20 protein-coding genes are annotated in these 24128 nt (G+C 34.6%); 8 read left to right on the top strand and 12 right to left on the bottom strand.

All coding sequences use genetic code 11. The features are described from left to right. Window positions 1-242 precede the first annotated feature (242 nt). The 4 genes from CLU83_RS11735 to CLU83_RS22275 all read right to left on the bottom strand — a co-directional run bounded on the left by CLU83_RS11735 (window position 243) and on the right by CLU83_RS22275 (window position 2526). Window positions 243-704, bottom strand: coding sequence for a hypothetical protein (locus CLU83_RS11735; RefSeq protein ID WP_100431789.1), 462 nt, complete (start codon window positions 702-704; stop codon window positions 243-245). Then, on the bottom strand, window positions 670-1173 hold the full coding sequence (locus CLU83_RS11730; RefSeq protein WP_100431788.1) for a hypothetical protein: 504 nt from the start codon (window positions 1171-1173) through the stop codon (window positions 670-672). The genes CLU83_RS11735 and CLU83_RS11730 overlap by 35 nt, the downstream gene beginning before the upstream one ends. A gap of 147 nt (window positions 1174-1320) precedes the next feature. Next, complete coding sequence (locus CLU83_RS11725) at window positions 1321-1683, bottom strand: hypothetical protein (RefSeq protein ID WP_100431787.1); 363 nt, start codon at window positions 1681-1683, stop codon at window positions 1321-1323. Between the two features lie 342 nt (window positions 1684-2025). After that, window positions 2026-2526: a hypothetical protein gene (locus tag CLU83_RS22275; protein WP_100431786.1), complete on the bottom strand. Its 501-nt coding sequence runs from the start codon at window positions 2524-2526 to the stop codon at window positions 2026-2028. Between the two features lie 419 nt (window positions 2527-2945). Between CLU83_RS22275 and CLU83_RS11710 the strand changes: the two genes are divergently transcribed. Together CLU83_RS11710 and CLU83_RS11705 are read left to right on the top strand one after the other, a co-directional pair. Beyond that, complete coding sequence (locus CLU83_RS11710; RefSeq protein WP_100431784.1) at window positions 2946-3578, top strand: hemolysin III family protein; 633 nt, start codon at window positions 2946-2948, stop codon at window positions 3576-3578. Window positions 3579-3787: 209 nt separating this feature from the next. After that, on the top strand, window positions 3788-5206 hold the full coding sequence (locus tag CLU83_RS11705; protein WP_100431783.1) for a C40 family peptidase: 1419 nt from the start codon (window positions 3788-3790) through the stop codon (window positions 5204-5206). Window positions 5207-5308: 102 nt separating this feature from the next. Here the strand turns inward: CLU83_RS11705 and CLU83_RS11700 are convergent, their stop codons facing one another. Then, window positions 5309-6490, bottom strand: coding sequence for a TIGR03118 family protein (locus CLU83_RS11700; RefSeq protein ID WP_100431782.1), 1182 nt, complete (start codon window positions 6488-6490; stop codon window positions 5309-5311). Window positions 6491-7058: 568 nt separating this feature from the next. Here CLU83_RS11700 and CLU83_RS11695 point away from each other — a divergent pair. Beyond that, the gene (locus CLU83_RS11695) at window positions 7059-8471 is read left to right on the top strand and encodes an APC family permease (protein WP_100431781.1); all 1413 of its coding nucleotides are present in this window, start codon (window positions 7059-7061) and stop codon (window positions 8469-8471) included. Window positions 8472-8619: 148 nt separating this feature from the next. Then, on the top strand, window positions 8620-9222 hold the full coding sequence (locus tag CLU83_RS11690) for a Uma2 family endonuclease (RefSeq protein WP_100431780.1): 603 nt from the start codon (window positions 8620-8622) through the stop codon (window positions 9220-9222). Between the two features lie 153 nt (window positions 9223-9375). Here CLU83_RS11690 and ald read toward each other — a convergent pair whose 3' ends face one another. Beyond that, a complete protein-coding gene (ald, locus tag CLU83_RS11685) occupies window positions 9376-10500 on the bottom strand; it encodes an alanine dehydrogenase (RefSeq protein WP_100431779.1) in 1125 nt (374 codons plus the stop codon). Between the two features lie 212 nt (window positions 10501-10712). On the opposite strand from ald, the gene CLU83_RS11680 reads away from it, so the two are divergent. Next, window positions 10713-11171: an Lrp/AsnC family transcriptional regulator gene (locus CLU83_RS11680; RefSeq protein WP_100431778.1), complete on the top strand. Its 459-nt coding sequence runs from the start codon at window positions 10713-10715 to the stop codon at window positions 11169-11171. 94 nt (window positions 11172-11265) lie between these two features. On the opposite strand, the gene CLU83_RS11675 is transcribed toward CLU83_RS11680, so the two are convergent. The 6 genes from CLU83_RS11675 to CLU83_RS11650 all read right to left on the bottom strand — a co-directional run bounded on the left by CLU83_RS11675 (window position 11266) and on the right by CLU83_RS11650 (window position 21357). Continuing rightward, the gene (locus tag CLU83_RS11675; RefSeq protein ID WP_100431777.1) at window positions 11266-11655 is read right to left on the bottom strand and encodes a DUF1801 domain-containing protein; all 390 of its coding nucleotides are present in this window, start codon (window positions 11653-11655) and stop codon (window positions 11266-11268) included. Window positions 11656-11807: 152 nt separating this feature from the next. Beyond that, a complete protein-coding gene (locus tag CLU83_RS11670; RefSeq protein WP_100431776.1) occupies window positions 11808-13568 on the bottom strand; it encodes a DUF885 domain-containing protein in 1761 nt (586 codons plus the stop codon). Between the two features lie 34 nt (window positions 13569-13602). After that, complete coding sequence (locus CLU83_RS11665; RefSeq protein WP_100431775.1) at window positions 13603-14910, bottom strand: amidohydrolase family protein; 1308 nt, start codon at window positions 14908-14910, stop codon at window positions 13603-13605. 10 nt (window positions 14911-14920) lie between these two features. Then, window positions 14921-17917 carry an amidohydrolase family protein gene (locus CLU83_RS11660; RefSeq protein ID WP_100431774.1) on the bottom strand — a complete coding sequence of 999 codons (2997 nt, stop codon included), beginning with the start codon at window positions 17915-17917 and terminating at the stop codon, window positions 14921-14923. A 406-nt stretch (window positions 17918-18323) separates the two neighbouring features. Beyond that, window positions 18324-19772, bottom strand: a complete 1449-nt coding sequence (locus CLU83_RS11655; protein ID WP_100431773.1) for a glyceraldehyde-3-phosphate dehydrogenase — start codon at window positions 19770-19772, stop codon at window positions 18324-18326. A gap of 184 nt (window positions 19773-19956) precedes the next feature. Then, window positions 19957-21357, bottom strand: coding sequence for a trypsin-like peptidase domain-containing protein (locus tag CLU83_RS11650; protein WP_100431772.1), 1401 nt, complete (start codon window positions 21355-21357; stop codon window positions 19957-19959). Between the two features lie 140 nt (window positions 21358-21497). Here CLU83_RS11650 and dapF point away from each other — a divergent pair, with 140 nt between their 5' ends. From dapF to mltG, 3 genes are read left to right on the top strand one after another with little or no spacing between them, the layout of a single operon-like run. Next, window positions 21498-22280, top strand: coding sequence for a diaminopimelate epimerase (dapF, locus tag CLU83_RS11645; protein WP_100431771.1), 783 nt, complete (start codon window positions 21498-21500; stop codon window positions 22278-22280). 21 nt (window positions 22281-22301) lie between these two features. Beyond that, the gene (locus tag CLU83_RS11640) at window positions 22302-22856 is read left to right on the top strand and encodes a GNAT family N-acetyltransferase (RefSeq protein WP_100431770.1); all 555 of its coding nucleotides are present in this window, start codon (window positions 22302-22304) and stop codon (window positions 22854-22856) included. Between the two features lie 18 nt (window positions 22857-22874). Next, window positions 22875-23915, top strand: coding sequence for an endolytic transglycosylase MltG (mltG, locus tag CLU83_RS11635; RefSeq protein ID WP_100431769.1), 1041 nt, complete (start codon window positions 22875-22877; stop codon window positions 23913-23915). Window positions 23916-24128 lie beyond the last annotated feature (213 nt).

The raw sequence follows: 24128 nt of genomic DNA, 5'->3' as shown, positions 1-24128 counted from the left end.
AACGCGGTTCTCATAACTAAAATAGATTTTAAGAAAACCGTACTATAAAAAAAAACAGAAGTATATTTGTTTAAAGGTACTCCTGTTATTAATTAGCCGCGTTGCAAACGCTACGATTTTTCTTTTAATTTAAGTAGGTACTCGTCGCAGACGAGCACCAGAGAAGAGAACGTGGACAAACGAGCGCCAGTGGGGAATAACTTTATGATGCTTTACATAGGAGTAGCTGTTGGCGATAGTGCTTATTTTTCTGGATTATGTTTTAAAAATCTGTCTATTATAATTTGTCCAGCTTCTGTTAATCTTCCGCCATCAAGTTCAATTAAACCTGCATTAACTAAATGAACTTTGCCCCAACGACCTTTTGTATTACCGTTTTTAATTTCGATTAAATATTTTATGTCATTTTCTGTTAAACCTAAAGCTTTGGATATTATTTCAGTATTATCTGAAATGAGTTTTTCGGCATCAATTTTTTTACCTTGTTTTTCTAAATCAATTGCCTCTTTTACAGTTTTTTCTAATTGATCTTTGGCTTGAATTTTAAAGTTCCAAGTTCCAAGGCTTCCCTCAATATTTGCAAGCCTGTCAAATAAATTTCTAATGTTTTTCTTAAATAGAAGAAGTATAATAATTATTGCAATTGGCCAAGCAATTATTTTTAGAATCTCAATTATTAGAATTAAAGTTTCGAAGGTATTCATATTGTTCTTTTGAAATTATTAGGTTATTTGGAGAGACATAATCGGATAGTACTTTTTGAGTAAATTCAATGAATTTATTTTTGTCGAAGTTGCAACCGATTTCGATATTATCTTCTAATCTATTTTTACAAAATGATCGAATTGAGTCTCCAAAAGTATTTATTATTCCTAAAACTAATGGCCCTGAAATATGATATTGACTTGAAAAACCACCAGGGCCATAATAACCTTTCAAACTAAATCTAAAACGAAACCCTTTAGTGTCAATTTGTAATTCTGTCCAAAAACCTCTGGCTTTTAATTCACTTTCAAATTGTTCTATTATTTCCTTTATGGAGTCAATATTTTTTTCATATGCATTTTGTTCTTCAGTAGCAATATGTTTACGTTGCTCTTTTGATAAAATATATTCGTCATGAATTGATATGGTATCATCAATTTGTTTCCAATAATCATTATTATTTTCCATGTTGCTATTTTTTGCATTATCGCCAACTTGTATATATGTGTGAAACTGTCACACATATTCACCCAAAAGTGAGTGTAAAAGTGTGATATAATACACACTTTTTATAAAACCAAATATAGTTGATTTCCTCACAATTCCAATTCGTTATTATTTTTTAATCAACTCCCTCATAGTCTCCATCTGGATTTCCATTTTTTGTATAATGGCCTCTTTCTGGGCAAGTTCTTCTTTTAGGGCTCTTTCGCGAATGGTTTCAAAACGATAGGGCAGGTATTCGCCCAATTGAGCGATAAAATTGTGTTTCAATGCCAAGCTTAGTTTCCATAAAACGGCAAACTGCAGCGTATCTCTTTTGCAATAGGCTGTCAGCCCTTTGGGGCGTATGTTCAGTGCTCTGGCAACATCTGCTTTGGTTACAAGCTGCTGCGAAATGTGATAATTGATAAAATTCCCCACCTGTGGGTACTGATCGCCCCTGTCGAGGCTGTGTTTTTTATTGTTGTCTGTCATAATAGTCTTTTTTTAAATAGTTTATACCCAATAAAAATGATCAAACAACCCCTTTATGCACCCCTATACTCCCTAAAATCAGTACCTATACTGCTATTTATAGGATGTATAGGTACTATAAAGCAGGGGTGTTGCTACCTTAAAAGAGGGGCTATACTCCCTAAAGGAGGGATGTGTAGATCTTATTTGTAGGTGGTAAAGGGTGTTTTTTAGGGTGTACTAGTACCCTAAAGCACCCCTATTGGTACTAGAAAAGAAGCCCTATAGGTCGTTTTTTGATTCACTATTTCGGTAAAAAAAGCCCCATAGCATAATGGGGCCAGTTTAGCATGGCAACGGTTGTTATTGCACGGGTGCAGGAGGTGCTGCAGTAGTTGCTGTACTGCTGCTATTGCTTGGGAAACGTTTTTTGAGCTGATCGACTATGCTGTCGGCTCCAAGAACTCCGGCATCGGCTGCCGAGCCAAAGGATTTATACAGTGCCAGCGCCACACTATAGGCCTCACTGCCTGCCAGCATTTTAGTGTCTTCAATGCGCTCACAAAGCTGGTTTGCCAATCCCGAGATTTCATCCAGTTGGTTGAAAAGCGTTAAATCACTTTGCATATTCGCCACCGAAAGATAGGACGGAACTAGTGTGGGGTTGTTTACCGCCGCATTAATGGCATCTTCGGTAAACGCCTTGTTGCTTACATCAATAGAATTTAATGATTTTCTCTCATCGGCAGTTAGACCCACAAGAAAAGGAAGATTGGTTAGAATAGTTTGGAAAGCGGCTTTGACTGCCGTTACCTGTGCTGCCGCAGCAGTTGCGTTTACGCGATTGTTAAGCAAATTTGACATAAATGGTTGTTTTAATGGTTATTGCAATAATAGATTGCAAAACCAAAGCTAAACTATTCTTGCTTTTTTTGCATAGCGTTTTTCTTTCTTTATTTCTATATTTTGTTAAAAATATAAGTAAAGCGCTACTGTATTGTTTTAAAGTTGTGGGGTTTTTTGTCATTGATATAAGGGTGTAAAGATCTCCTTAAACTTGGATTTTGCAGACTGGTTCATACGCCTATTTCGCAATTCAATTCCCTAATCTTTGTCATCTCGAAGAACGAGGGATCGCCGCCAGAAGTTCGATATTGCATTTTGCTGTCAAAAGAGTTTAAAAAAACGGAGCTGCATTTTAAAAGCTAATGCCTCGGAATGGTTGAAATCAAATGATGAAATCGTATCTTTAATGAAATAAAAATTATTAAATCAGAATGTAAATGAAAGGAAGAATTCAAACGCCCAACGAAGAATTAGCAAATGGAATTTCTCATATTCTTGGAATACTATTTTGTTTGACCGCAATGCCGTTTCTTATTGCCAAAGCAAGCGAACAGCACAATTTAATTACCGAATCCTCCGTTATTATTTTTGGAATAGGAATGTTACTTGTGTATTCGTTTTCATCTTTATACCATTTGACGCAAAGAGAGAAAACAAAAGAGCTGTTTAAAATTGCAGACCACATCAGTATCTATTACCTCATTGCGGGGACTTACTCGCCATTGATGGTTATTTATTTGAAAAAAGAAACGGCTTTAGTTTTTCTTGGAATAATGTGGTTAATAGTTTTGTTGGGCACTTTTTTTAAGATTTTTTATGTTAATCGATTTAAGATTGTTGCAGTTGTGTTTTATTTGCTGATGGGCTGGATGATCGTTTTTGTGATAAAGCCTTTGTGGGGAGTTATCCCTTTGTCAGTATTTTTATGGATTCTTGCCGGCGGATTGAGTTATACAGTTGGAGTTTATTTTTATATAAGAGGAGATAGAAATTATTTTCATACTATTTGGCATTTCTTTGTGCTTTTGGGAACAGTATTTCATTATGTGGCGATTCTGGAAAGTTTGTGAATGTAAATAAAAGGCTAATATTAACGATGAAAGGGATGGAATTTTTATTTTCTTAAGAATTTTAGCAAGATTTTAGTTTTGATTTCTAACTTAATCAGCTATATTTGTAATTCTTCAAAGATTTTTTTTTGAAACACAAAAACACAGCAAATAATAACCCCCCTCAAAAAAATGCGTGTTTTATAAAAATGAGGAATAAATGAAAAAGAATGAAGTATTTCAGATTAGTTGTTTTAGCGTTTTTTTTATGCAGTATCAATGTTTTTTCACAAGACAATAACATAAAACATTCCATAGTAAGAGGAGAAACAATTTCTAGTATTGCCCAAAAATACAATGTTTCAATCGCTTCTGTTTATAAGCTAAATCCAAAAGCTAAAAAAACATTACAGCTTAATCAGGTTTTGCTGATTCCAAATTCTGAAACAAAAAGCATAAGTGGCTCAGCAGTTGCCGATTCCGAAAAGACAACAGAAATCAATCACCAAGTATTACCCAAAGAAACATTATACGGAATTACCAAACAATTCAAAACTACTGAAGAATTGCTTTATAAAGCTAATCCTCAATTAGAAAAAGAAGGGTTGAAAATAGGCCAGACGATTATTATCCCATCGAGTCTGACTCAAAAAGAAATCGCATATTTATCAAATTCAAAGAATCAAGAGATTGTTGTGACAGCTGTAGAAAAAGCAGCTTCTTTGTCACATGAAGTGAAACCTAAAGAGTCTTTATATGTTATTGCAAAGATGTACGGTATTTCATTAAAAGAATTGCAGCATGCCAATCCAAAAATCGGAAAGAAAGGATTGAGCATTGGACAGACGATTACGATTCCAAATAATGGAAAGAAATCCGAAAATGAAGCTGTTGCTGAAGAGAAAAAGCCCGAAGCAAAAGAAGTTCCAGTAGTGGAAAGTAAAGAGTCTGCTGTTGCAGCTGCAGAAAGCGGAACTAACGAGAAAGCAGAAAATACAGATTCTCCAATTGCAGCTTCTGAAATTATTCATGAAGTTTTACCCAAAGAAACTAAATACGGAATTGCTAAGAAGTATGGTATTACTGTTGCGGTTTTAGAAAAACAAAATCCAGTGATTCAGCAAAAATTATTGGTCGGTTCAAAGCTTAGTATACAAATACCCGATAATACGCTTATACAGCCAAGTAAAGTGGAAATTGCAGAATCTCAAACTGTAAAAACTAAGGACACCCTAAATGATGCATCATTAAGTATTGCAAATGTAGATTTGATAAATCAAATAATCCAGTCTGCATCAGATAAAATAGGAACCAGATATAGAAGCGGTGGCACTACGATTGCCGGATTTGACTGTTCAGGTTTCATGTATTCTACTTTTGGAGCATTTGACATAAAATTGCCAAGATCGTCTATTGAACAATCTGCTATCGGTGAAAAAATTGATGATGTGAATGCACAAAAAGGAGATTTGATTTTCTTTAAAACTAACGGAAGACACCATATTAATCATGTAGGAATGGTTGTTGAAGTGGCTGATGGAGAAATAAAATTTATTCATTCTTCTACTCATTCAGGAGTTATTATTTCTTCTACCAAAGAGCCTTATTATGAGCGTAACTTTGCTCAAATAAATCGCGTTGTAAAATAATATTTTAAATATAAAATAAAACTCCTAAGAAAATTAGGAGTTTTTAGTTTTAGAAAAATAATCTTTTTTACCGAAATAAATTCCCAAATATTATGATTTCAGTTACTTTTTTGATGCCATAATATATCCAAATAATCCATGCTCTTCGTCATCGGGACCAGCTGTGAAATAAAGTCTGTTGCGAGATGCCTCATAAGCAGTGTTTTCTTGAGGAGGGTATGAAATTTGCCATAATCCTTCAATTTCCAATGGGGAACCATTTTTTTGGAATTGGCCAATAAATTTTCCCTTGCCGTCATAGGCATTAATGCGTCCGTCTCCAAAATTTCCTATTAGGATTGTTTCTTGTGACGGAGGCGAATCTGGAGTTGTTTCAAATCCAACGGTAAATTTCATAAGTTCAATTCCCCAAGGAGAATTAAGAGTTCCCTCTGAAGCAAATCGTTGAATAAGTTGACCACCAGTATCGAAGATATTTACATAACCGTTGCCAGGACCAGCCTCATCATCTTTATTGTCTGGAGCCAGTTGTTTGGCGTAGGTAACAAATAGTTTATCTCCGATTTTTTTGATGTTAAACGGTGCAAATCCGGCTGGAATTGTGGCGTCCATAAACATATTATTTCCAACGAAATTAAAATTTTGGTCGAACATATCCACTTTCCCGTTGTGAAAATCGGTTGCATAAAGAAACCATGCACCATTGTTATTTACTAGTTCAACACCTTTATAGACTGCTCCTTCTGCCGATCTGTCGGCAACTGTTATAGCAGCATTTCCATTAGACCATGCGGCTACAGTTCCGTTTTCGGTAACAAAAATAAAACGGCTCACTCTTCCATTCGATGGGATGACAAAGGAGGTTGTTGAATTGAAAACTTGCCCTGTAGGATTAGCTAAGCCAGTTCCAAACGGTACTGTAACAGGAGCGCGAAGAGTGTTTCCGTTCTGGTCATAAATAGTGGATACTCCGGTCTCTGCTGCTGAAACCCATACACCGCCACCAGTTGAAAATGCAATACCCCATGCATTCACAAGATTTGCGTCAATCATTTGTGCATTGTATCCCTCAACATCTGAGACTAGATTTACTTGAGTGTAATTGATGTTGGTTTTGAATTTTTTCCCAGTACCATTTGTATTTATTTCGGAATCCATATTGGACTCATAATTCTCGCATCCTGAAAATGCTAGAAACGACATAAATGTAATCAAGGCAGCGTAAATTCGATTTTTGGAATTTATACCTACTTTGAGATCGCTTTTGGATAGTTTGTTTTCCATGTCATTGTTTTTTAGATGTTTATAAATTATTTTTGATACTAATCCTTATTAATGAAAAATTTTATTTTGGAGTGTACCTTTTATAAAGCATTAGTGCATGGAACCGTATTGTATTTCACTACAAGGAATTTAAACCTTACTCTTTTATCAATTCTTAAAGAATGATTAGAGAATTCTGATAATAATATGTAAATTTCTTTTGTTAACTAAGCTTGATTTGGGGTTTTTCAAGAGTCTTTTTGTCTTCTGCTATTTCAGGATAGCATCTGTTGAGATGGCAAATTTCAGGTTGAGTTTGTTTTTGCTCAGTCCAGTTTTTATTTTGGTTTTAAAATAACCAAAAAAGGAACATAAATTTACGAAATAATTTCAATAAACAAGAATTAAGTTATTTGTTTTCAATTAATTACTTGTTGTTTGAAGCGTTTTTATTTTTTTATGTCAGAATTGTTTTAATTGATAAATGTTTTGTTTCTCAAGTAGATTTTTAGAATTTCATCTTTTTCTCAATATTAGTCAGTTTATAAAAAAAGTATATCTTTAGCCAACCAAAACTAAACCAATAAAAATGGAAGAAAACAAACCAGGAGAATTTAAAAGAGAACTCGGATTACTAGACGGAACGATGCTTGTTGTAGGGTCGATGATAGGTTCTGGAATATTTATTGTGAGTGCCGATATTGCCAGACAAGTAGGGTCGGCAGGTTGGTTAGTGTTAATATGGCTTATTTCAGGCTTAATTACAATGATTGCCGCAGTGAGTTACGGAGAATTGAGTGCAATGTTTCCAAATGCTGGAGGACAATATGTTTATCTAAAAGAAGCTTATAATAAACTAATTGCGTTCTTGTATGGCTGGAGTTTCTTTGCGGTTATTCAAACCGGAACAATTGCAGCCGTTGGTGTTGGATTTTCCAAATTTGCCGCTTATTTATACCCGCCTTTAAGTGATGAAAATGTGCTATATGAGTTGGGAGCTTTTAAATTAAATGCTGCTCAAATCGTTTCTATAATCACTATTGTCTTATTGACTTACATTAATAGCCGTGGAGTAAAGAACAGTAAAATTCTTCAAACGGTTTTGACTATAATTAAAATTTTATCACTGTTTGGATTGATTGTCTTTGGATTTATATTAGCAGCAAAAGCTGATATTTGGAATGCCAACTGGACTGATGCCTGGAGTTCTAAAGCATTTGATACTGAAAGCGGGTCATGGAGTTCTATTGGCGGGACAGCTTTATTAACTGGTATTTCCGCTGCAATGGTCGGCTCTTTATTTTCAAGTGATGCTTGGGTTGGAGTTACCTTTATTGCAGGAGAAATTAAAAATCCAAAACGAAATGTAGGTTTGAGTTTGTTTTTGGGCACATTCATAGTAACGATCATTTATATTTTGACGAACTTAATGTATCTAGCTGTAATTCCGATGCAGGAAATTGCTACGGCAAAATCAGACAGGGTAGCGGTAGTCGCTTCGCAATATACTTTTGGTGACATGGGGACGATTATCATTGCGTTAATGATTATGATTTCGACTTTTGCCTGTAACAACGGATTGATTATGGCTGGTGCTAGAGTGTATTATACGATGGCCAAAGATGGTTTGTTTTTAAAGAAAGCGGCTTCTCTTAATGATGCCGGTGTACCAGCTTGGGCTTTGTGGGTTCAGTGTGTTTGGGCTTCGGCATTGTGTTTGACTGGAAAGTATGGCGATTTATTGGATTTTGTAATTATCATCGTCTTGATTTTTTATATACTTACCATTTACGGAATTTTTATTTTAAGAAAGAAAATGCCGGGAGCGGAGAGACCTTACAAAGCTTTTGGTTACCCATTTTTGCCACTTGTGTATATTGTTGTAGCGGTTGCAATTTGTGTTGGATTGTTGCTTACTAAGTTTTCTACTTGCGGATGGGGAGTATTGATAATGCTTACAGGGATTCCGGTTTATTATTTGTCAAAACCAAAGGAAGAATAGTTGTCGGTTTTCAGTTTTTGGTTGTCTAAATTGAATAGAATTACTTTTAAACTAAAACTCCATTTTCTTGAGGAGTACAACGGAGTTTTCTGTTTTTGATTATTTGAGAAATAAATGTAAATTTGTAATAGTTTATAAAACAATACCAATGGGAACTGTTAAAACTAATATAGGAAGTCTTGATTTAAAAAGAAGGTACACTTATGCCGATTATTTACTTTGGGAATTTAAAGAAAGAGTTGAGCTTATAAAAGGAAAAGTTTTCAAAATGAGTCCAGCTCCAAGTACTTCACATCAAAATATTTTGATGAATTTGACTAGAGCCTTGGATAAAGTTTTCTACAAAACAGATTGTAAAATGTTTTTTGCTCCTTTTGATGTTCGTCTTGTAAATTTTAAAAAAAGTACTGATGATAGTCAAGTAATTACTGTGGTTCAGCCAGATTTATGTGTTATTTGCGACAAATCAAAAGTGGATGAAAAGGGATGTTTAGGTTCTCCGGATTTAATGATTGAGGTTTTGTCTCCTGGGAATTCTAAAAAGGAAATAGATATAAAATTTGACTTATATGAAGAAAATGGAGTTAAGGAATATTGGATCGTAAATCCAGTTTCTAAAAGCGTAGCCATTTATGTCTTGCAAGGTGATAAATACATTGGGTTAAAACCACTTATTGAAGGAAGTAAATTAGAAAGTCCTACTTTTCCTAATTTAAAATTTCCTGTAAAAAAAGTATTTGAAATTTTGTAAAAAATATTTTCAGGAATAAGCTATTTAAGTTTATTTTTTAAAGGTTAAACTAAAATCCGTCTAATTCTAGACGGATTTTAGTTTTTATAAAACAGAAAACCCGTTTTGATGAACAAAACGGGTTTTTCTAGTGTAGTAAGCACTTATTTAATATTAGCAAACTGCGTCTTCTAATACTAACTCTTCATTAAAAGGAAGATTCCAAGCTTCGGCTACTCCTTTGTAAAGGATTTTTCCGTTGGCAATATTTAATCCTTTTTTTAATTCTTCGTTTTCAGCACAAGCTTTTTGCCATCCTTTGTTTGCCAATTGCAGAGCATAAGGCAAGGTAGCATTAGTAAGCGCTAATGTAGAAGTATAGGGTACTGCACCCGGCATATTTGCCACGCAGTAGTGTACGATATCGTCAATGATGAATGTTGGGTTTTCGTGAGTAGTAGGAGTACAAGTTTCGATACAGCCTCCTTGATCTACAGCTACGTCAACAAGAACTGTTCCTGCACGCATAGATTTTAGCATATCACGTTTAATCAAGTGTGGTGCTTTTGCACCTGGAATTAATACAGCTCCAATAATCAAATCAGTTTCTGTAATTGCTTTTCTGATATTATAGTCGTTAGACATTTGAGTCGTAACGTTAGCTGGCATAATATCATCCAATTGGCGTAAACGTGGCAAACTTACATCCATAATAGTTACTTGAGCTCCTAATCCTGCAGCCATTTTTGCTGCTTGAGTTCCTACGATTCCGCCACCAAGCACTAATACTTTTGCAGGAGGAACACCTGGAACACCGCCAAGAAGAATTCCTCTTCCTTTTAATGGTTTTTCTAAGTATTTTGCGCCTTCTTGAATCGACATACGTCCTGCCACTTCAGACATAGGAACTAATAATGGCAAGCTGCGATCTGTTTTTTCAACAGTTTCGTATGCCAAACAGATTGCTTGACGCTCAATCATTGCGTGAGTCAATGGCTCTGATGATGCGAAGTGGAAGTATGTGAAAAGTAATTGATCTTTTTTAATAAGAGGGTATTCTGAAGCGATTGGCTCTTTTACTTTGATAATCATTTCGGCAATACTGTAAACCTCTTCAATAGTTGGTAAGATTACAGCTCCGGCAGCAGCATATTCTTCGTCGGCAAAACCGCTTCCTTCACCTGCAGTTGCTTGAACATAAACACTATGACCGTTATTTTTCATCTCAGCAACACCTGCTGGAGTTAGAGCAACACGATTTTCGTTATTCTTAATTTCTTTTGGTACACCGATTATCATAACTGTTGTATTTAGTGATTGATTAAAAATTGAAATACAAATTTAGGAGATAAAGAAAAATTTTGTTCTTTGTAAATGAAAATAGGAAAATATTATTTTTATTTAGTATTTTTACATGAAATAATTCTTTATTTAGCTCATTTTTGATTTTAAAAAAGAAAATTAATCGGATTCGTTTGTTATAAATCACTTTTACTTACTCCTTTTTTGTTATGAATTTAGATGAAAATGACAGAAAAATATTGCGTCTCCTGCAGGAAGATGCTCATTTGACTTTAAAAGATATTTCGAATAAAATAAATCTTTCGCTGACTCCTGTTCATGATAGGGTTAAACGTCTTGAAAAAGAGGGAATTATTGAGCGTTATGTTTCCATTTTGAACAAGAAAAAACTAGGCAAAAACCTCACTGTTTATTGTCAGGTGACCTTGGTGAAACAGACTTTTGATATTTCGGACAGCTTTAATCAGGCTATTTTAAATCTGCCAGAAGTAGTAGAATGTAATTTTGTTTCTGGAAGTTTTGATTATATGCTCAAGATTGTATTGCCAGATATGGAAAGCTACCATCATTTTCACCAAATGAAATTGTCGATTTTGCCTGAGGTATCTTTGATTAACAGTTTTTTTATTATTTCGGAAGTGAAAAGTACAACGGTTTTGCCTATCTAAAAAAAGAAAGTTTGGTTGGAATGAAGTTTTAGTTTTTTGAGATTTTTTTTAGCAAACGAACATTAGTCGAAGAAATTATAATTTTGCTAATCTTTTATTTTAATCGTTCAAGTTGCCCTTTACGCTTCACTATGTTTTTATAATCCCATTGAATTTCTTTTGATTTTTTAAGCCAACGAGACAAATCGGTCTGATTGATTTGATCGGCAGAAGTATAGCGAATATCAGCTGCTTTAAATTTTCCTTCTTTTTTAAGCTTTTCTTCTTCAAAAGTTTGGCCGCTCCAAAATAAAAGCCGTACACTGTCCTTGAGTTTGCCGTAGCCTACAATTGGATTACCGTCCAAAAACCAAACAGGAATGGCGTGCCAAATTTTGTTTTCGGCTTCGGTTAGTTCACTGTCAATAGTTGTTGCGAGCAGGTCACAAATTGTTTTGTCAGCTTCAGTTTGTTTGTCGTTATATGTTTGTATTTCTGGGTTCATTTTTTTATAAAATATAATACAATTAGTACGTATAATATAGTCCAACGTTTTTAAAACCGAAAGTTTTTATTAAAAAAGCTTTCGATTTTAAAATGTCTTTAATAAGAAGATAGAGTTTAAATTGGTTTTGTCACAACTCCATTATTTAATAGTTATTGCAACATTTGTTCACGGATATATTTTACAGGTGAACTGCCAAAACTTAAGAACTTTTCATGGAAATCTTTTAAGCTGTATTTGTTGCCCATCTTCTTTTGAAAATCATTTCTAAGTTGTTGAATGGCTGTCGCACCGCTATAATAAGAGCAAAGCTGTACTTGTGAAACTGTTGCGCGATGGTATTTTTCTTCAACTTGTTGGTCGGTTTGGAAACATTCTTTGGATAATAGTTTTAGAATATCTTTTTTTGGTTTGTTCAAACATTGAATATCATAATCGATAATAACGTTACCTAGTTCACGAAGCTTCCAAACTCCCAATGCCAATTCAATTTCCGGTTCATGATTCCCCCAGCCTTCATCAATCATCATGGTTTCACAATAGACTGCCCAACCTTCGATCATGGCACCATTTTGGAAAACGGAACGCAATACATCTGGCGATTTTTTGTTGTTGTAAATTCCTTGTAGGCAATGTCCTGGAACTGCTTCATGTATAGATAATATTTGTGAAGAATAGGTATTGGTTTCACGCAAAGCACTTTCGGCTTTAGCTGGTGTGTATTGGGTTAGGTCGTCTATATTGAAATAAGTTGTTCCTTTTTTTTGGTAAGGTGGAATAAATTCAGCATTTGCCAAAGCAAAACCTCTGGCATATTCAGGCATATATCTAACCTTGATAGGTGGAAAAACAGTGTCAAAATCAAATAAATTTTTTTCAATGATGAACTTTTTCAATTGAGTTACTTGACCTTTGAGTGATTTGTAGAAATTAGCAGGAGTAGGATGGTTGAGTTGTATTTTGCTTAAAACCAATCGTATCACTTCTAAACTGTCTTTTGGTTTGGCTTGAGTTGGATAATATTTTGTCCACACTTTGCTTGCAATAACATACATTTTACCGTGATAAATTTTTTTATCTGCAACTGCTTTGGTGTAAATTTGTTCTGGAGTAAAATTAGTTGCTAAATCATATTTAAATTTTTCGGCAAACAGTTTTTTACCGATTCGATAATCTTTGAATTTAAAATTCTTATTGGCATCAATTTTTTCTAAACCACTTACATAATCATTCATGGCGGTGGTTGCTTTGATGATGTTTTTTTGCAAACTTTCTTTTTCGGTTGCAGTCAAATGAGAAGCTGTTATAGAATCAGTAAGTGATTTGCCGAATACTCCTAAACCACCTTTGTTTTGATTGATAGCCATTTCCAAATGCTCTTTGGTAGGTTGCTTTAAGTTCTCTAATGCCACTTTGTAAAAAGCATCAGAGTTTTCCAAATACTTGGTTAATATTTTTAAACGCTTATCTAATGGTGCATACGGTTGGTTAATGATGTAATCGCAAGAGCCACTAATATTATAGACAGAAGCATCCCATTCTTGCTGTTTAAAAACGGTAGTGTACCAAATATCGCTTTCCAGTTGATTTTTGATGATATTGCTGCTGATTTTATTGTTATTGCTCAGTTGGTCATAATTCAAAGCTTCTAAATCGGTTAGCCATTTTTTTGAGAAAGCAACATTATCAGCAAAAGCTGCGGCATTGGGCACAACTAATTTATCATAATATTTGCCATAACCTACAGCTATAGAACCTGAAGGATACTGTTTCCAATAAGCGTCTAAAAAGTTTGTTTCAAAAGCCGCAAAGCTTTTGTCTGTATTATTTTTGTTGTCTTTTTTGTTTGAATTGCAGCTAACGAGAGTAATAGTAAGCAAAACAAGAGCGAATTTGGTAAATGCTTTTTTCATGGGCTTGATTGGTTTAATCTGTTTTAAAATTCAATTACAGTTGATTGTATTTTTCTTTAAATTTTTTGTTTAAAGCGCTTTGATGTGTCTCTAAACTGATTGTTCTGCCTTGAATGAATGCGTATGTTAATTTATTGGTTCTCATATCTAATGCATCCCCTTCTGAAATGAATAAAGTTGCGTCTTTACCTAATTCCAAAGTTCCGCAAAAAGTATCAATTCCTAATATTTTTGCAGTATTTGATGTTATTAATTGTAACGCTATTTCTTTATCCAAACCATAGGCAGCACATGTACCAGCAAGAAAAGGTAAATTTCTGGTATTCATTCTTTCGTGATCGCCACTGTTTTCTAAACCAACCAAAATTCCTTTATCTGTTAATATTTTTGCTAATTTATACGGTAAGTCAATATCATTATCGGCTCTTTCCGGCATATCATGGACGCGCCTTAAAAGCACACCAATGTTGTTTTTTTTGAGTAAATCACTGGTTTTATAAGCTTCATAACCGCCCACAATAACTACTTTGGGAATTCCATTGTTTTTTGCTAATTGAACCGCATCAATGATTTGTTTTTCTTCATTTGCGTGAACATATAAAGTTTGACTACCATCAAATAGGCCTTTTGTAGCTTCTGAAATTTGATTTTTTTCTTTAGGTGTATCTAAAGAGTATGCTTTCGAATTTGATAAAAAAGAATTAATTTCTTCTATTTGATTTTTATAATCTTTGTTAGGTTCACTAGCTCCGGGTTCAAACCAGCTACCCTTTTTTTTATAGCTTGAAGGAAATTCCAGATGTATTCCATCATTTTCTTTTAGTATGGCATCATTCCAACTCCAGGCATCCAGTTGAACAATCGATGAAGTGCCTGAAATACGTCCTCCCCTTGGTGTAATTTGAGCTATCAAGATACCATTTGGGCGAACAGTTTCAATCACTTTTGATTCAGAATTGTAGGCAATAATACTTCTAATGTGAGGATTAAAGAGACCAATTTCATCTTCATCATCGGATGATTTTACCGCATCAATTTCGACCAGTCCTAAAGTAGAGTTGGGGGCAATAAATCCTGGATAAATATGTTTTCCACTGGCGTCAATAGTAGTATCATAAGCATCTTTTGCCAAGCGAATTGTGGCAGCATCGGCAACTAAAATTAGTTTTCCGTCTTTGAAACCTATTGCACTGTTTTCTATGATTTTTCCATTACCTAAATGGGCGGTTGCATTAAGTATTAATACTGATTTGGTTTGTTTTTGTGCTGGAATTTGTTGTGCTTTTGTGGTTATTGATATAAGAAATACCAATAGTACGATCACTTTATTTATATGTGTCATCTTCATTTTTTTATTGTTCTAATGTATCACAATCGTATAATTTTTTATCTGTCTTTTTCGGCTCTTGAGTACTCATTCCTTTGTTTTTTTCCAATAGTAATTGAGCAATTAATTCGTTTCTCTCATTGGTATTTGCAATACGTTGGGCTTCGTCTTTTTGCAAATCATAATAGACAACACCTTCAATGATTGTTTTTTCAGCTTTGGCATAAATCGAAAGAGGATTGTTGTTCCATAGTACAATATCAGCATCTTTGCCGATTTTAATACTTCCGATTTTGTCATCCAGATGCAATAATTTGGCAGGATTCAAAGTGACAAATTTCCAGGCTTCTTCCTCAGAGATATTGCCATATTTAACGGCTTTGGCGGCTTCTTGATTCAATCGTCTTGACATTTCAGCATCATCAGAGTTATAGGCAACAATTATCCCTTGATTGTGAAGAATTGGTCCATTATAAGGAATGGCATCGTTTACTTCAAATTTATAAGCCCACCAGTCTGCAAAAGTAGAAGCTCCCACACCATGTTCTTTCATTTTATCTGCAACTTTATATCCTTCTAAAATATGTGTAAAAGTATTTATTCTAAAATTAAATTTTTCTGCTACCTGCATCAACATTAGAATCTCGGATTCTACATAGGAATGACAAGTCACAAAGCGTTCTTTGTTTAAAATTTCGACTAGAGTTTGCATTTCTAAGTCAACTCTAGGTGCTTTGTTCATGTCTTTTTTAGAATTTGCATTGTAACTTTTCCATGAAGCTTCATATTCTCTGGCTCTTTGAAAGTAGTCAGTAAAAACTTGTTCTACACCCATTCTTGATTGAGGGAAACGGGTTGGATTGTCAATTCGCCAATTAGATTGTTTTACATTTTCTCCCAAAGCAAATTTGATAAATTTTGGTTGGTCTTTGTACAGCATTTCATCTGGAGATAATCCCCATTTCCATTTTACGATAGCTGAGCGGCCTCCAATAGGATTTGCAGAACCGTGCAATAATTGAGAAGTGGTAACTCCTCCGGCTAAATCTCTGTAAATATTTATGTCTTCAGAGTTTACGACATCCTGGACGGTAACTTCGGCAGTTGAGTTTTGGCCTGCCTCATTTACACCTGCTGAAATGGCAATATGTGAATGTTCGTCTATAATTCCTGAGGTTAAATGTTTGCCTTTTGCATCTATTGTTGTTGCCGAAGCATCGAATAAATTTTTTCCAATGGCGACTATTTTTCCATTCTTGATTAACACATCGGTTTCTTCAAGGATTCCCTCTTTTTCATTAGTCCAAACTGTGGCTTTTTTGAATAGTAAAGTCTGTTGTGTTGGTTTTTGTAAATTTCCAAATGCTATATTAGGATAAGTAACAGGAATAATAAGATTTGGTTTGTCCACTTTTGCTGAATCTTTTTTAATAACAAAAGGAGCTATTTTTACTGCAGACCAAGTGCTTTCATTACCATTTGCTAAAATTACTTTACCAGATAATACAGTAGTATTCTCGATAAACCCAGTTAGTTGAGTAAAACTTGGATTGATAGTGTCTTTTGATTTTATTAAGCCTGTTATCCAATTGTTTGTTACTGTAAGTTTTGAATTTACTTTCTTAGCATCAATAGTTTTAATTTCAGATTTTGGTTCAGCTAACTCACCTTCAATATTAAGTTTGTATTTTTCATTGGCAATGGTTAGATCATATTCTCCACGAATGTCGTTAGGGACAATTTCGGCTACAATAAATTTTGTACCCTGTACCCAATTTTCATAAACAATAGTTTTTTCTTCAAATAATTCTCCGGAAGTGATGATGAAATTGGCTTGGCTTCCATTTTTTAAACTGCCTATTTCATCATTTTTTCCTAATAAAGAGGCAGGAATAGTGGTTAGGGATTCTAATGCTTTTGTCTTATCTAAACCATATTTTATGGCTTTCAATATGTTGGGTCTAAAATCTTCCGTCTTTTTTAATTTGTCGGTGGTTATAGCAAATACAATACCGTTGTCTGATAATATTTTTAGGTTAGTAGGTGCTTGATTCCAAAAGCGGAAATCGCTTAATTCCATTTGATTGGCTAAGTACGGATTGGATACATCATATGCTTCAGGGAAATTGATAGGTATAATGAATTTCGAGCCTGTTTTCTTGATTTCGTCAATTCTTTCAAACTCATTTCCAGATCCTTTCAGAATATAATTGATTCCAAATTCTTTTCCTATTTTAGAAGCCCGAAGACTGTTTAGTTTATCTCCAGCATCAAAAATCTGAACCAATTTTTGATTCTCAATCATTGCTTCAAGAGACAAATCTTTGGTAGTTGAATTTCCTTTTTTATACCAATTCATGTCCAGATACATTTGACGTAACAATGCCATACTTCCCATTAATGAAGTTGGGTAGGCTTGATTGGTTAAAGCACTTTTTGTAAAAGCAAGCTGGTTGCTTATTTTGTTTGATATTACACGATTGATGCTTATTGTGTTGTTTAAAGCAATTAAGGCCCCAGATCCTTGGGCAATTCCATCAGGGAAATGGGTAAGCACGACTCCAAAACCTGCTTTCAATAATTCTTCGGCTTTAGACTGGTCATATTTATAAGTGTCATATGCATTTACTTCAGAGCGAATACTTTCATTCCAATAGTAACCAACTCTTTTGGTATTATACAAAGGACCATCGTCATTATTGAGATTTCTTTTTGGTTTATCAATACCGAAATTAGTATAGATATCTATAAAGGAAGGATAAATAAATTTTCCATTAAGATCGATAATTGTAGAATTTTTCGGAATAGTAAGAGCAATTCCAGTTCCAATAACCTTTCCATTTTGAATTAACAACGTTCCTTTTTCAATGATTTGAGTTGGGGAAATGTAAATTTTGGCGTTAGTAAAAGCTATGTAATTGTTGTTCTTGTTTTGTACGCTTTCACTGTTTGGAAAATAATCCTGAGCATGCATTTTGGGTAAAAACACACTCAAAAATAATAATAGTAGGGTTCTTTTCATTTCGATTTGGTTTAGGTAAACTAAATTAGAATATTTATTTGATTAATCTTAAAAAAATGCTGAAATAACACGTATTTATTTGTGTTTTAACACTTGTTTTGTGTGTTGTAGTGATTAATCAATAATAGAATTGTTTTTTTTAAGATTAGGGATGCTAACTTAGAATTAGCGTAGAAACTTGTTTAAAATGGATTAAACATTCTCAAGTTAGGGCTTATGCGTGCAAGTGAAATAACTCTTTTTGTAGAGATGGAGGCACGCCCCAATTACTTATTTGAAGAGACAAAAAAAAACCGCCAAGTTGCTGTAACGAGGCGGTTTTTATGCATTCAGGCTGGGGCAATTTATTATCTAAAAAACTAAAATTAAAACTAAAAGAGCATTTCCCAGCCCGTAAATCGCGCTGTTAATAGTAGGTAAAACGTCTTACTTTGGCAATGTATTTGGCAAGGCGGATTACTTGGTGGCTGTAGCCGTATTCGTTATCGTACCAAATGTATAGTACTATATTTTTTCCGTCTTTGGAAACGATTGTTGCGTTGCTGTCATAAATGGAGGGGGCTGAAGTTCCTACGATATCAGAAGATACCAATTCGTTATTTAATGAATATTTGATTTGTTCTACCAGTTCGCCTTCCAGTGCATATTTTTTCATGATGGCATTGATGGCTTCTACCGAAGTTGCCGTGTTTACTTCTAGATTCAGCACAACCAATGAGCCATTTGGAACTGGAACGCGTATCGCATTGGAGGTTAATTTGCCTTCCAATGATGGCAATGCTTTGGCCACTGCAGTGCCAGCACCTGTTTCGGTAATAACCATGTTAAGCGCAGCAGCTCTTCCACGACGGTATTTGTTGTGCATGTTATCGACCAGATTTTGATCGTTAGTGTAAGCGTGAATAGTTTCTAAGTGTCCTTTTACAACGCCCAAAGTATCTTCAATTGCTTTTAGGATTGGAGTAATAGCATTGGTAGTGCAGGAAGCAGCGGAAAAAATGTCGATCTCGTCTGGATTGTATTCTTTTTGATTCACTCCATGAACGATGTTTGGTACTCCTTTTCCTGGAGCGGTAAGCAAAACTTTGCTTGTTCCTTTTGAAACTAAATGACGGCTCAAAGCTTCTTTGGTAGTAAAAGCGCCGGTGTTATCAATGACAAGGGCATTTTCAATTCCGTAGTTGGTATAATCGATTTCTTCGGGAGTGTTTGCAGTGATGATATGAACGGTTGTGCCATTGATGATTAAGGCATTGTTTTTTGCATCGGCAACAACCGATCCTTGAAAGTCTCCGTGGATGGAATCGTAACGCAGTAAGGAAGCTCTTTTCTCTAAACTGGCAGCATCGTTTTTATCTCTAGTAACAATGGCTCTCAAACGCATTTGATCTCCTTTGCCTGTTTTGGACATTAGTTCTCGTGCCAATAAGCGTCCGATTCGGCCAAACCCATAAAGGACAACATCTTTAGGCTTAATTTCTTTAGATGATTTAGCTTTTTTTAATTTATGTAAAACAAAATGCCTAACGTCTGGATGTTTTTCGTCTTCTAGTCGGTATTCATAAGTAAGCTTACCGATGTCTAATTTTGATGGAGGCAAATCTAAAGTAAGGATAACATTGGCAATTTCTACTGAGTCTGAAACTGAAATTGGCTTGCCAACAAATTTGGCTGCGTATTCGTGCAAGTTGATAATCTCACTTACATTTCGGTCTATTAATTGATTGCGGAACAAAACCAGCTCGATGGATTTGTCATACCATAAATCGCTGATAATTTTAATTAATTCTACTCCTGAACGTCTTCTGTCGGCTTGTAACGAAACCTCTTTTTCGTATAAATCCATTTTAGTCATGATAAAAATTTGTATTGTAGCCCTGTTTTTTAATAACAAAATCGTTATTAATTGTTTTGATTTTTTAAAATTTGATGCAAAAATACTTATTTCAATCGATTTCGTAACTTTTTTTAATATTTTTTTGAATAAAAAAAGTCGGCATGCAATTACAGGCCGACTTTAGATTTAGTCTTTTAACTTTTTAGATTATGATTCGAATGATTTCTCCATTTTTATTTATCATTTCGATACGGGTACTTTGTTTTTCGTCTTTATTATTCAAAAGTTTAGAAACGGTTTCTACATTCGTTGCTTTGACATTATCAATGCTAATAATTATGTTTCCTTGTAATTCTTCACTGTATTGTGCTAAGTTTTCATTAGAAATGGATTTGATTTTTACGCCATAATCCAATTTGAATTTCTTTTTGTCGGCAGTATCAATATTTTCTAATTCGATTCCTTTGAATTCTGTAGCAAAAGATTCGTTTTTGCTCAGTATAACCGGTACAACTATGTTTTTTCCATCTCTAATAATGGTTACCTGGACTTTGTCATTTGGTCTTTTGGTGTTTACATAGCCGGAAAGATCTGCAAAAGTGGCAATATCCTGATCATCTAATTTGATGATAATGTCTCCTTTTTGCAATTTGGCTTTTTCGGCACCTGAGTTTTTGGACACTTTATTAATGTAAAAACCTTGGGTTTGCGTAACTCCCAGTTCTTTGGATGCAGTTCCGTTCAATTCTCCGCCTTCAACTCCTAAAATTCCTCTTTGAACATTTCCAAATTCCATAATGTCCTCGATAATTTTTCGGGCATTATTGGAAGGAATTGCAAAAGAGTAACCTACATAAGAACCTGTCATTGACGAAATCATAGTGTTGATTCCAATTAATTCACCACGGGTATTTACCAATGCGCCACCGCTGTTTCCTGGATTTACTGCAGCATCTGTCTGAATGAAAGACTGAATGCCTCGCGTATCTAGATTTCTGGCCTTAGCCGAAACAATTCCAGCGGTAACTGTTGATGTTAAATTGTACGGATTCCCTACAGCCAATACCCATTCGCCGACTTTTACCGAATCGGAATTGGCAAATGTGGAATACGGCAGTTTTTCGTCGGCATCAATTTTGAGTAAAGCAATATCCATTTTAGAATCGGTTCCAATAAGTTTTGCTTTGTATGTTTTTTTGTTGTTCAGCGTGATTTCAATATCCGAAGCATCTTTCACAACGTGATTATTGGTAACAATATAACCGTCTTCAGAAATAATCACTCCGGAACCTGTACCGACTTGTTCCTGTTGCTGCTGTCCGCCATAACCGTAAAAGTATTCCATGATAGGATTGGAAATGGTCCTTACCGAAACATTTTTTACGTGAACAACTGTATGGATGGCTTTGTCTGCGGCAACTGTGAAATCAACATTTTCAGCGCCTAAACTCGTTTGTCTTGCGTAGGATTCAGGGGCTAATGTCGTAATTCCGTTTTTGTTTGAAGAAAAATAACCATTGCTGTCAAATAATAATTTGTATGCGCCAAGTGTTGTTGCGCCACTTAACAAGGATACCAAGAATAATTTTGAAATTTGTTTCATTTTGCTTTTCGTTTTTATTAGTTATTTGATAACGAATTTAGCAGATTTTTTTTTCCGAACAATATGGTTTAACGCTCTTTAACAATGATTAACAATTCATTAATAGTTCGTACTTTTGTGTGATAAAAACGGTAATAAAAATGCAATTAGAATTTTATAAATATCAAGGAGCTGGAAATGATTTTGTTATGATTGACAATCGTTCCGGTTTTTTTCCGAAAGAAGATACACAACTGATCGCCCGTTTGTGTGACAGACGATTTGGAATAGGCGGAGACGGACTTATTTTGCTAGAAAATGACAGCGATACTGATTTCAAAATGGTGTATTACAACTCCGATGGAAATCAAAGTTCAATGTGCGGTAACGGCGGACGCTGTCTAGTCGCTTTCGCAAAAGATATGCAAGTGATTGAAAACGAAACTACTTTCATTGCTACCGACGGTCTGCACCATGCATCATTTGAAGATAACGGATTGGTTTCACTGCAGATGATTGATGTTCCTGCAATAGATATTAAAAAAGATTATTCGTTTCTGAATACAGGTTCTCCGCATCATGTTCAGATGGTAGAAGATTTGGAACACTATAATGTAAAAGAAAATGGAGCATCGATTCGTTACGGCGAATTATATGGTAAGCCAGGAAGCAACGTTAATTTTGTAAAAAAAATAGATGACACTACTTTCAGACTTCGCACCTACGAAAGAGGAGTCGAAGACGAAACATTGGCCTGCGGAACCGGAGCTACAGCAGTTGCAATTGCTATGAATGCGACTGGACAAACAAATGCTACAGCTATCAATGTGAATGTAGAAGGTGGAAAACTGGTTGTTTCTTTTGATAAAAACGATGGTGTTTATACCAATGTTTTCTTGAAAGGTCCCGCTGAATTTGTGTTTAAAGGAACTATAAAAGTTTAAAAGTATATCCAAAATACATAAATGAAAACATTAAAAGGCGATAATATATACATCCGAGCACTTGAACCCAATGATTTGGAGTTTATTTATGCCATTGAAAATGATCAGCGTATTTGGGAAGTGAGTAATACGCAAACTCCTTATAGCCGGTTTTTAGTAAAACAGTATTTAGAAAATGCGCATCAGGATATTTATGAAGCCAAGCAGCTGCGATTGGCGATTTGTCAAGATCAAGACTTTCCTGCTTTGGGATTAATCGATTTATTTGATTTTGATCCAAAGAATAACCGAGCTGGTATTGGGATTGTAATTCAAGACGATGCAAATAGAAATCAGAATATTGGATCCGAAGCTTTAGACCTGCTTATTCATTACTCTTTTCATAATCTTAATCTGCATCAATTATATGCAAATATTGGTTGTGAAAATGAAGCTAGTATCGCTCTTTTTACTAAATTTGGTTTTCAAAAAATAGGCATAAAGAAAGATTGGACTTTGGTAAATGGAGTTTACAAGGATGAAGCCATTTTTCAATTAATTAATAATCACACTGGCGACAGCGAACTGGCGCAGTAATTTTAAAATTTTTATATTTTGAATCTAAAGAAAATAGTATCATTAGTATCTGTTGCATTAATATCAATATTAATTGTTTACGGATTTGTTTTGATGTATCAGATTTTTAGCGGTAACACAAAATTTGCCGAAAAAGAGGTTTACGTTTATGTGCCAACTGATTCCAATTATGAGCAGGTAAAACATATTCTGGAACCGTATGTTAAGAATATAGAACGTTTCGAAATGGTAGCCGGAAAAACGAGCTATCCGGAAAATGTAAAAGCGGGACGCTTTTTGCTTAAAAACGGAATGAACAGTTACGAATTGGTCAAAGCAATGAAGTTTAATGATCCTGTGAGTTTGGCTTTTAATAATCAGGAACGGTTGGAGAATTTTGCCGGACGTGTAGGTTCTCAAATTGAACCTGATAGTTTGGAATTATTGAATACGTTTAAAGATTCTATCTTTTTGAAAGAAAACGGTTTTACCGAAGAGAATGTATTGGTTATGTTTATTCCTAATACCTATGATATTTATTGGAATACTTCGGCTGTGAAGTTTCGGGATAAAATGATTAAAGAGTACAATAATTTTTGGAACAAGGAAAGAACAGCAAAAGCAGCAGCACAAGGTCTGACTCCAATTCAAGCAACAATTTTGGCTTCGATTGTGCATAAAGAATCGGTTAAGAAAGATGAAAGGCCTAGAATTGCCGGTGTTTATTTGAACCGATTGAAATTAGAAATGCCCTTGCAGGCTGATCCAACGGTTATTTTTGCGATGAAAAAGAAGTCTAATGATTTTAATCAAGTGATAAAAAGAGTTTTTTATAATGATTTGATTATGAGACATCCTTATAACACTTATGTGAATGTTGGACTTCCTCCTGGACCAATTGCAATGCCAGATATTACGGCTCTTGAAGCAGTTTTAAATCCGGAAAAAAATAATTACATTTATTTCTGTGCCAGTGTTGACCGTTTTGGATATCATGAATTTGCAGCGACTTTGGCTGAGCATAATGTTAATGCAAAAAAATATTCGGATTGGATTAACAGTCAGGGTGTACAGCGTTAGGTTTTCATAATCCCAAGGTATGTTTTGGGAAAGCTTCAAAATTGTTCTTAAACAAACAATTTTGAAGCTTTTTTTGTTTGCTGGATAGTTTGCTTGAATTTTACCAAAAATGATGTTTTGAAAACAGATTTGCATGAGGGATGGAAATAGCATCTCCCGATTTAGAAAAACAAGGCTTTTTAGCCGTAGTTTTTGTTAATCGGGAATATAATG

The organism is Flavobacterium sp. 1 (genome assembly GCF_002797935.1).
GTDB lineage: Bacteria > Bacteroidota > Bacteroidia > Flavobacteriales > Flavobacteriaceae > Flavobacterium.
Note: the sequence above shows the minus strand (reverse complement) of the source record. Positions and strands in the feature narration are given on the sequence as shown.

Coding starts and splice junctions, on each gene's coding strand:
- CLU83_RS11640 (WP_100431770.1), top strand. CDS start 22,302: ATGAAAACATTAAAAGGCGATAATATATACATCCGAGCACTTGAACCC.
- CLU83_RS22275 (WP_100431786.1), bottom strand. CDS start 2,526: ATGTCAAATTTGCTTAACAATCGCGTAAACGCAACTGCTGCGGCAGCA.
- CLU83_RS11730 (WP_100431788.1), bottom strand. CDS start 1,173: ATGGAAAATAATAATGATTATTGGAAACAAATTGATGATACCATATCA.
- CLU83_RS11705 (WP_100431783.1), top strand. CDS start 3,788: ATGAAGTATTTCAGATTAGTTGTTTTAGCGTTTTTTTTATGCAGTATC.
- CLU83_RS11690 (WP_100431780.1), top strand. CDS start 8,620: ATGGGAACTGTTAAAACTAATATAGGAAGTCTTGATTTAAAAAGAAGG.
- CLU83_RS11650 (WP_100431772.1), bottom strand. CDS start 21,357: ATGAAACAAATTTCAAAATTATTCTTGGTATCCTTGTTAAGTGGCGCA.
- CLU83_RS11655 (WP_100431773.1), bottom strand. CDS start 19,772: ATGACTAAAATGGATTTATACGAAAAAGAGGTTTCGTTACAAGCCGAC.
- dapF (WP_100431771.1), top strand. CDS start 21,498: ATGCAATTAGAATTTTATAAATATCAAGGAGCTGGAAATGATTTTGTT.
- CLU83_RS11710 (WP_100431784.1), top strand. CDS start 2,946: ATGAAAGGAAGAATTCAAACGCCCAACGAAGAATTAGCAAATGGAATT.
- CLU83_RS11680 (WP_100431778.1), top strand. CDS start 10,713: ATGAATTTAGATGAAAATGACAGAAAAATATTGCGTCTCCTGCAGGAA.
- CLU83_RS11660 (WP_100431774.1), bottom strand. CDS start 17,917: ATGAAAAGAACCCTACTATTATTATTTTTGAGTGTGTTTTTACCCAAA.
- CLU83_RS11665 (WP_100431775.1), bottom strand. CDS start 14,910: ATGACACATATAAATAAAGTGATCGTACTATTGGTATTTCTTATATCA.
- ald (WP_100431779.1), bottom strand. CDS start 10,500: ATGATAATCGGTGTACCAAAAGAAATTAAGAATAACGAAAATCGTGTT.
- CLU83_RS11670 (WP_100431776.1), bottom strand. CDS start 13,568: ATGAAAAAAGCATTTACCAAATTCGCTCTTGTTTTGCTTACTATTACT.
- CLU83_RS11675 (WP_100431777.1), bottom strand. CDS start 11,655: ATGAACCCAGAAATACAAACATATAACGACAAACAAACTGAAGCTGAC.
- CLU83_RS11725 (WP_100431787.1), bottom strand. CDS start 1,683: ATGACAGACAACAATAAAAAACACAGCCTCGACAGGGGCGATCAGTAC.
- CLU83_RS11695 (WP_100431781.1), top strand. CDS start 7,059: ATGGAAGAAAACAAACCAGGAGAATTTAAAAGAGAACTCGGATTACTA.
- CLU83_RS11700 (WP_100431782.1), bottom strand. CDS start 6,490: ATGGAAAACAAACTATCCAAAAGCGATCTCAAAGTAGGTATAAATTCC.
- CLU83_RS11735 (WP_100431789.1), bottom strand. CDS start 704: ATGAATACCTTCGAAACTTTAATTCTAATAATTGAGATTCTAAAAATA.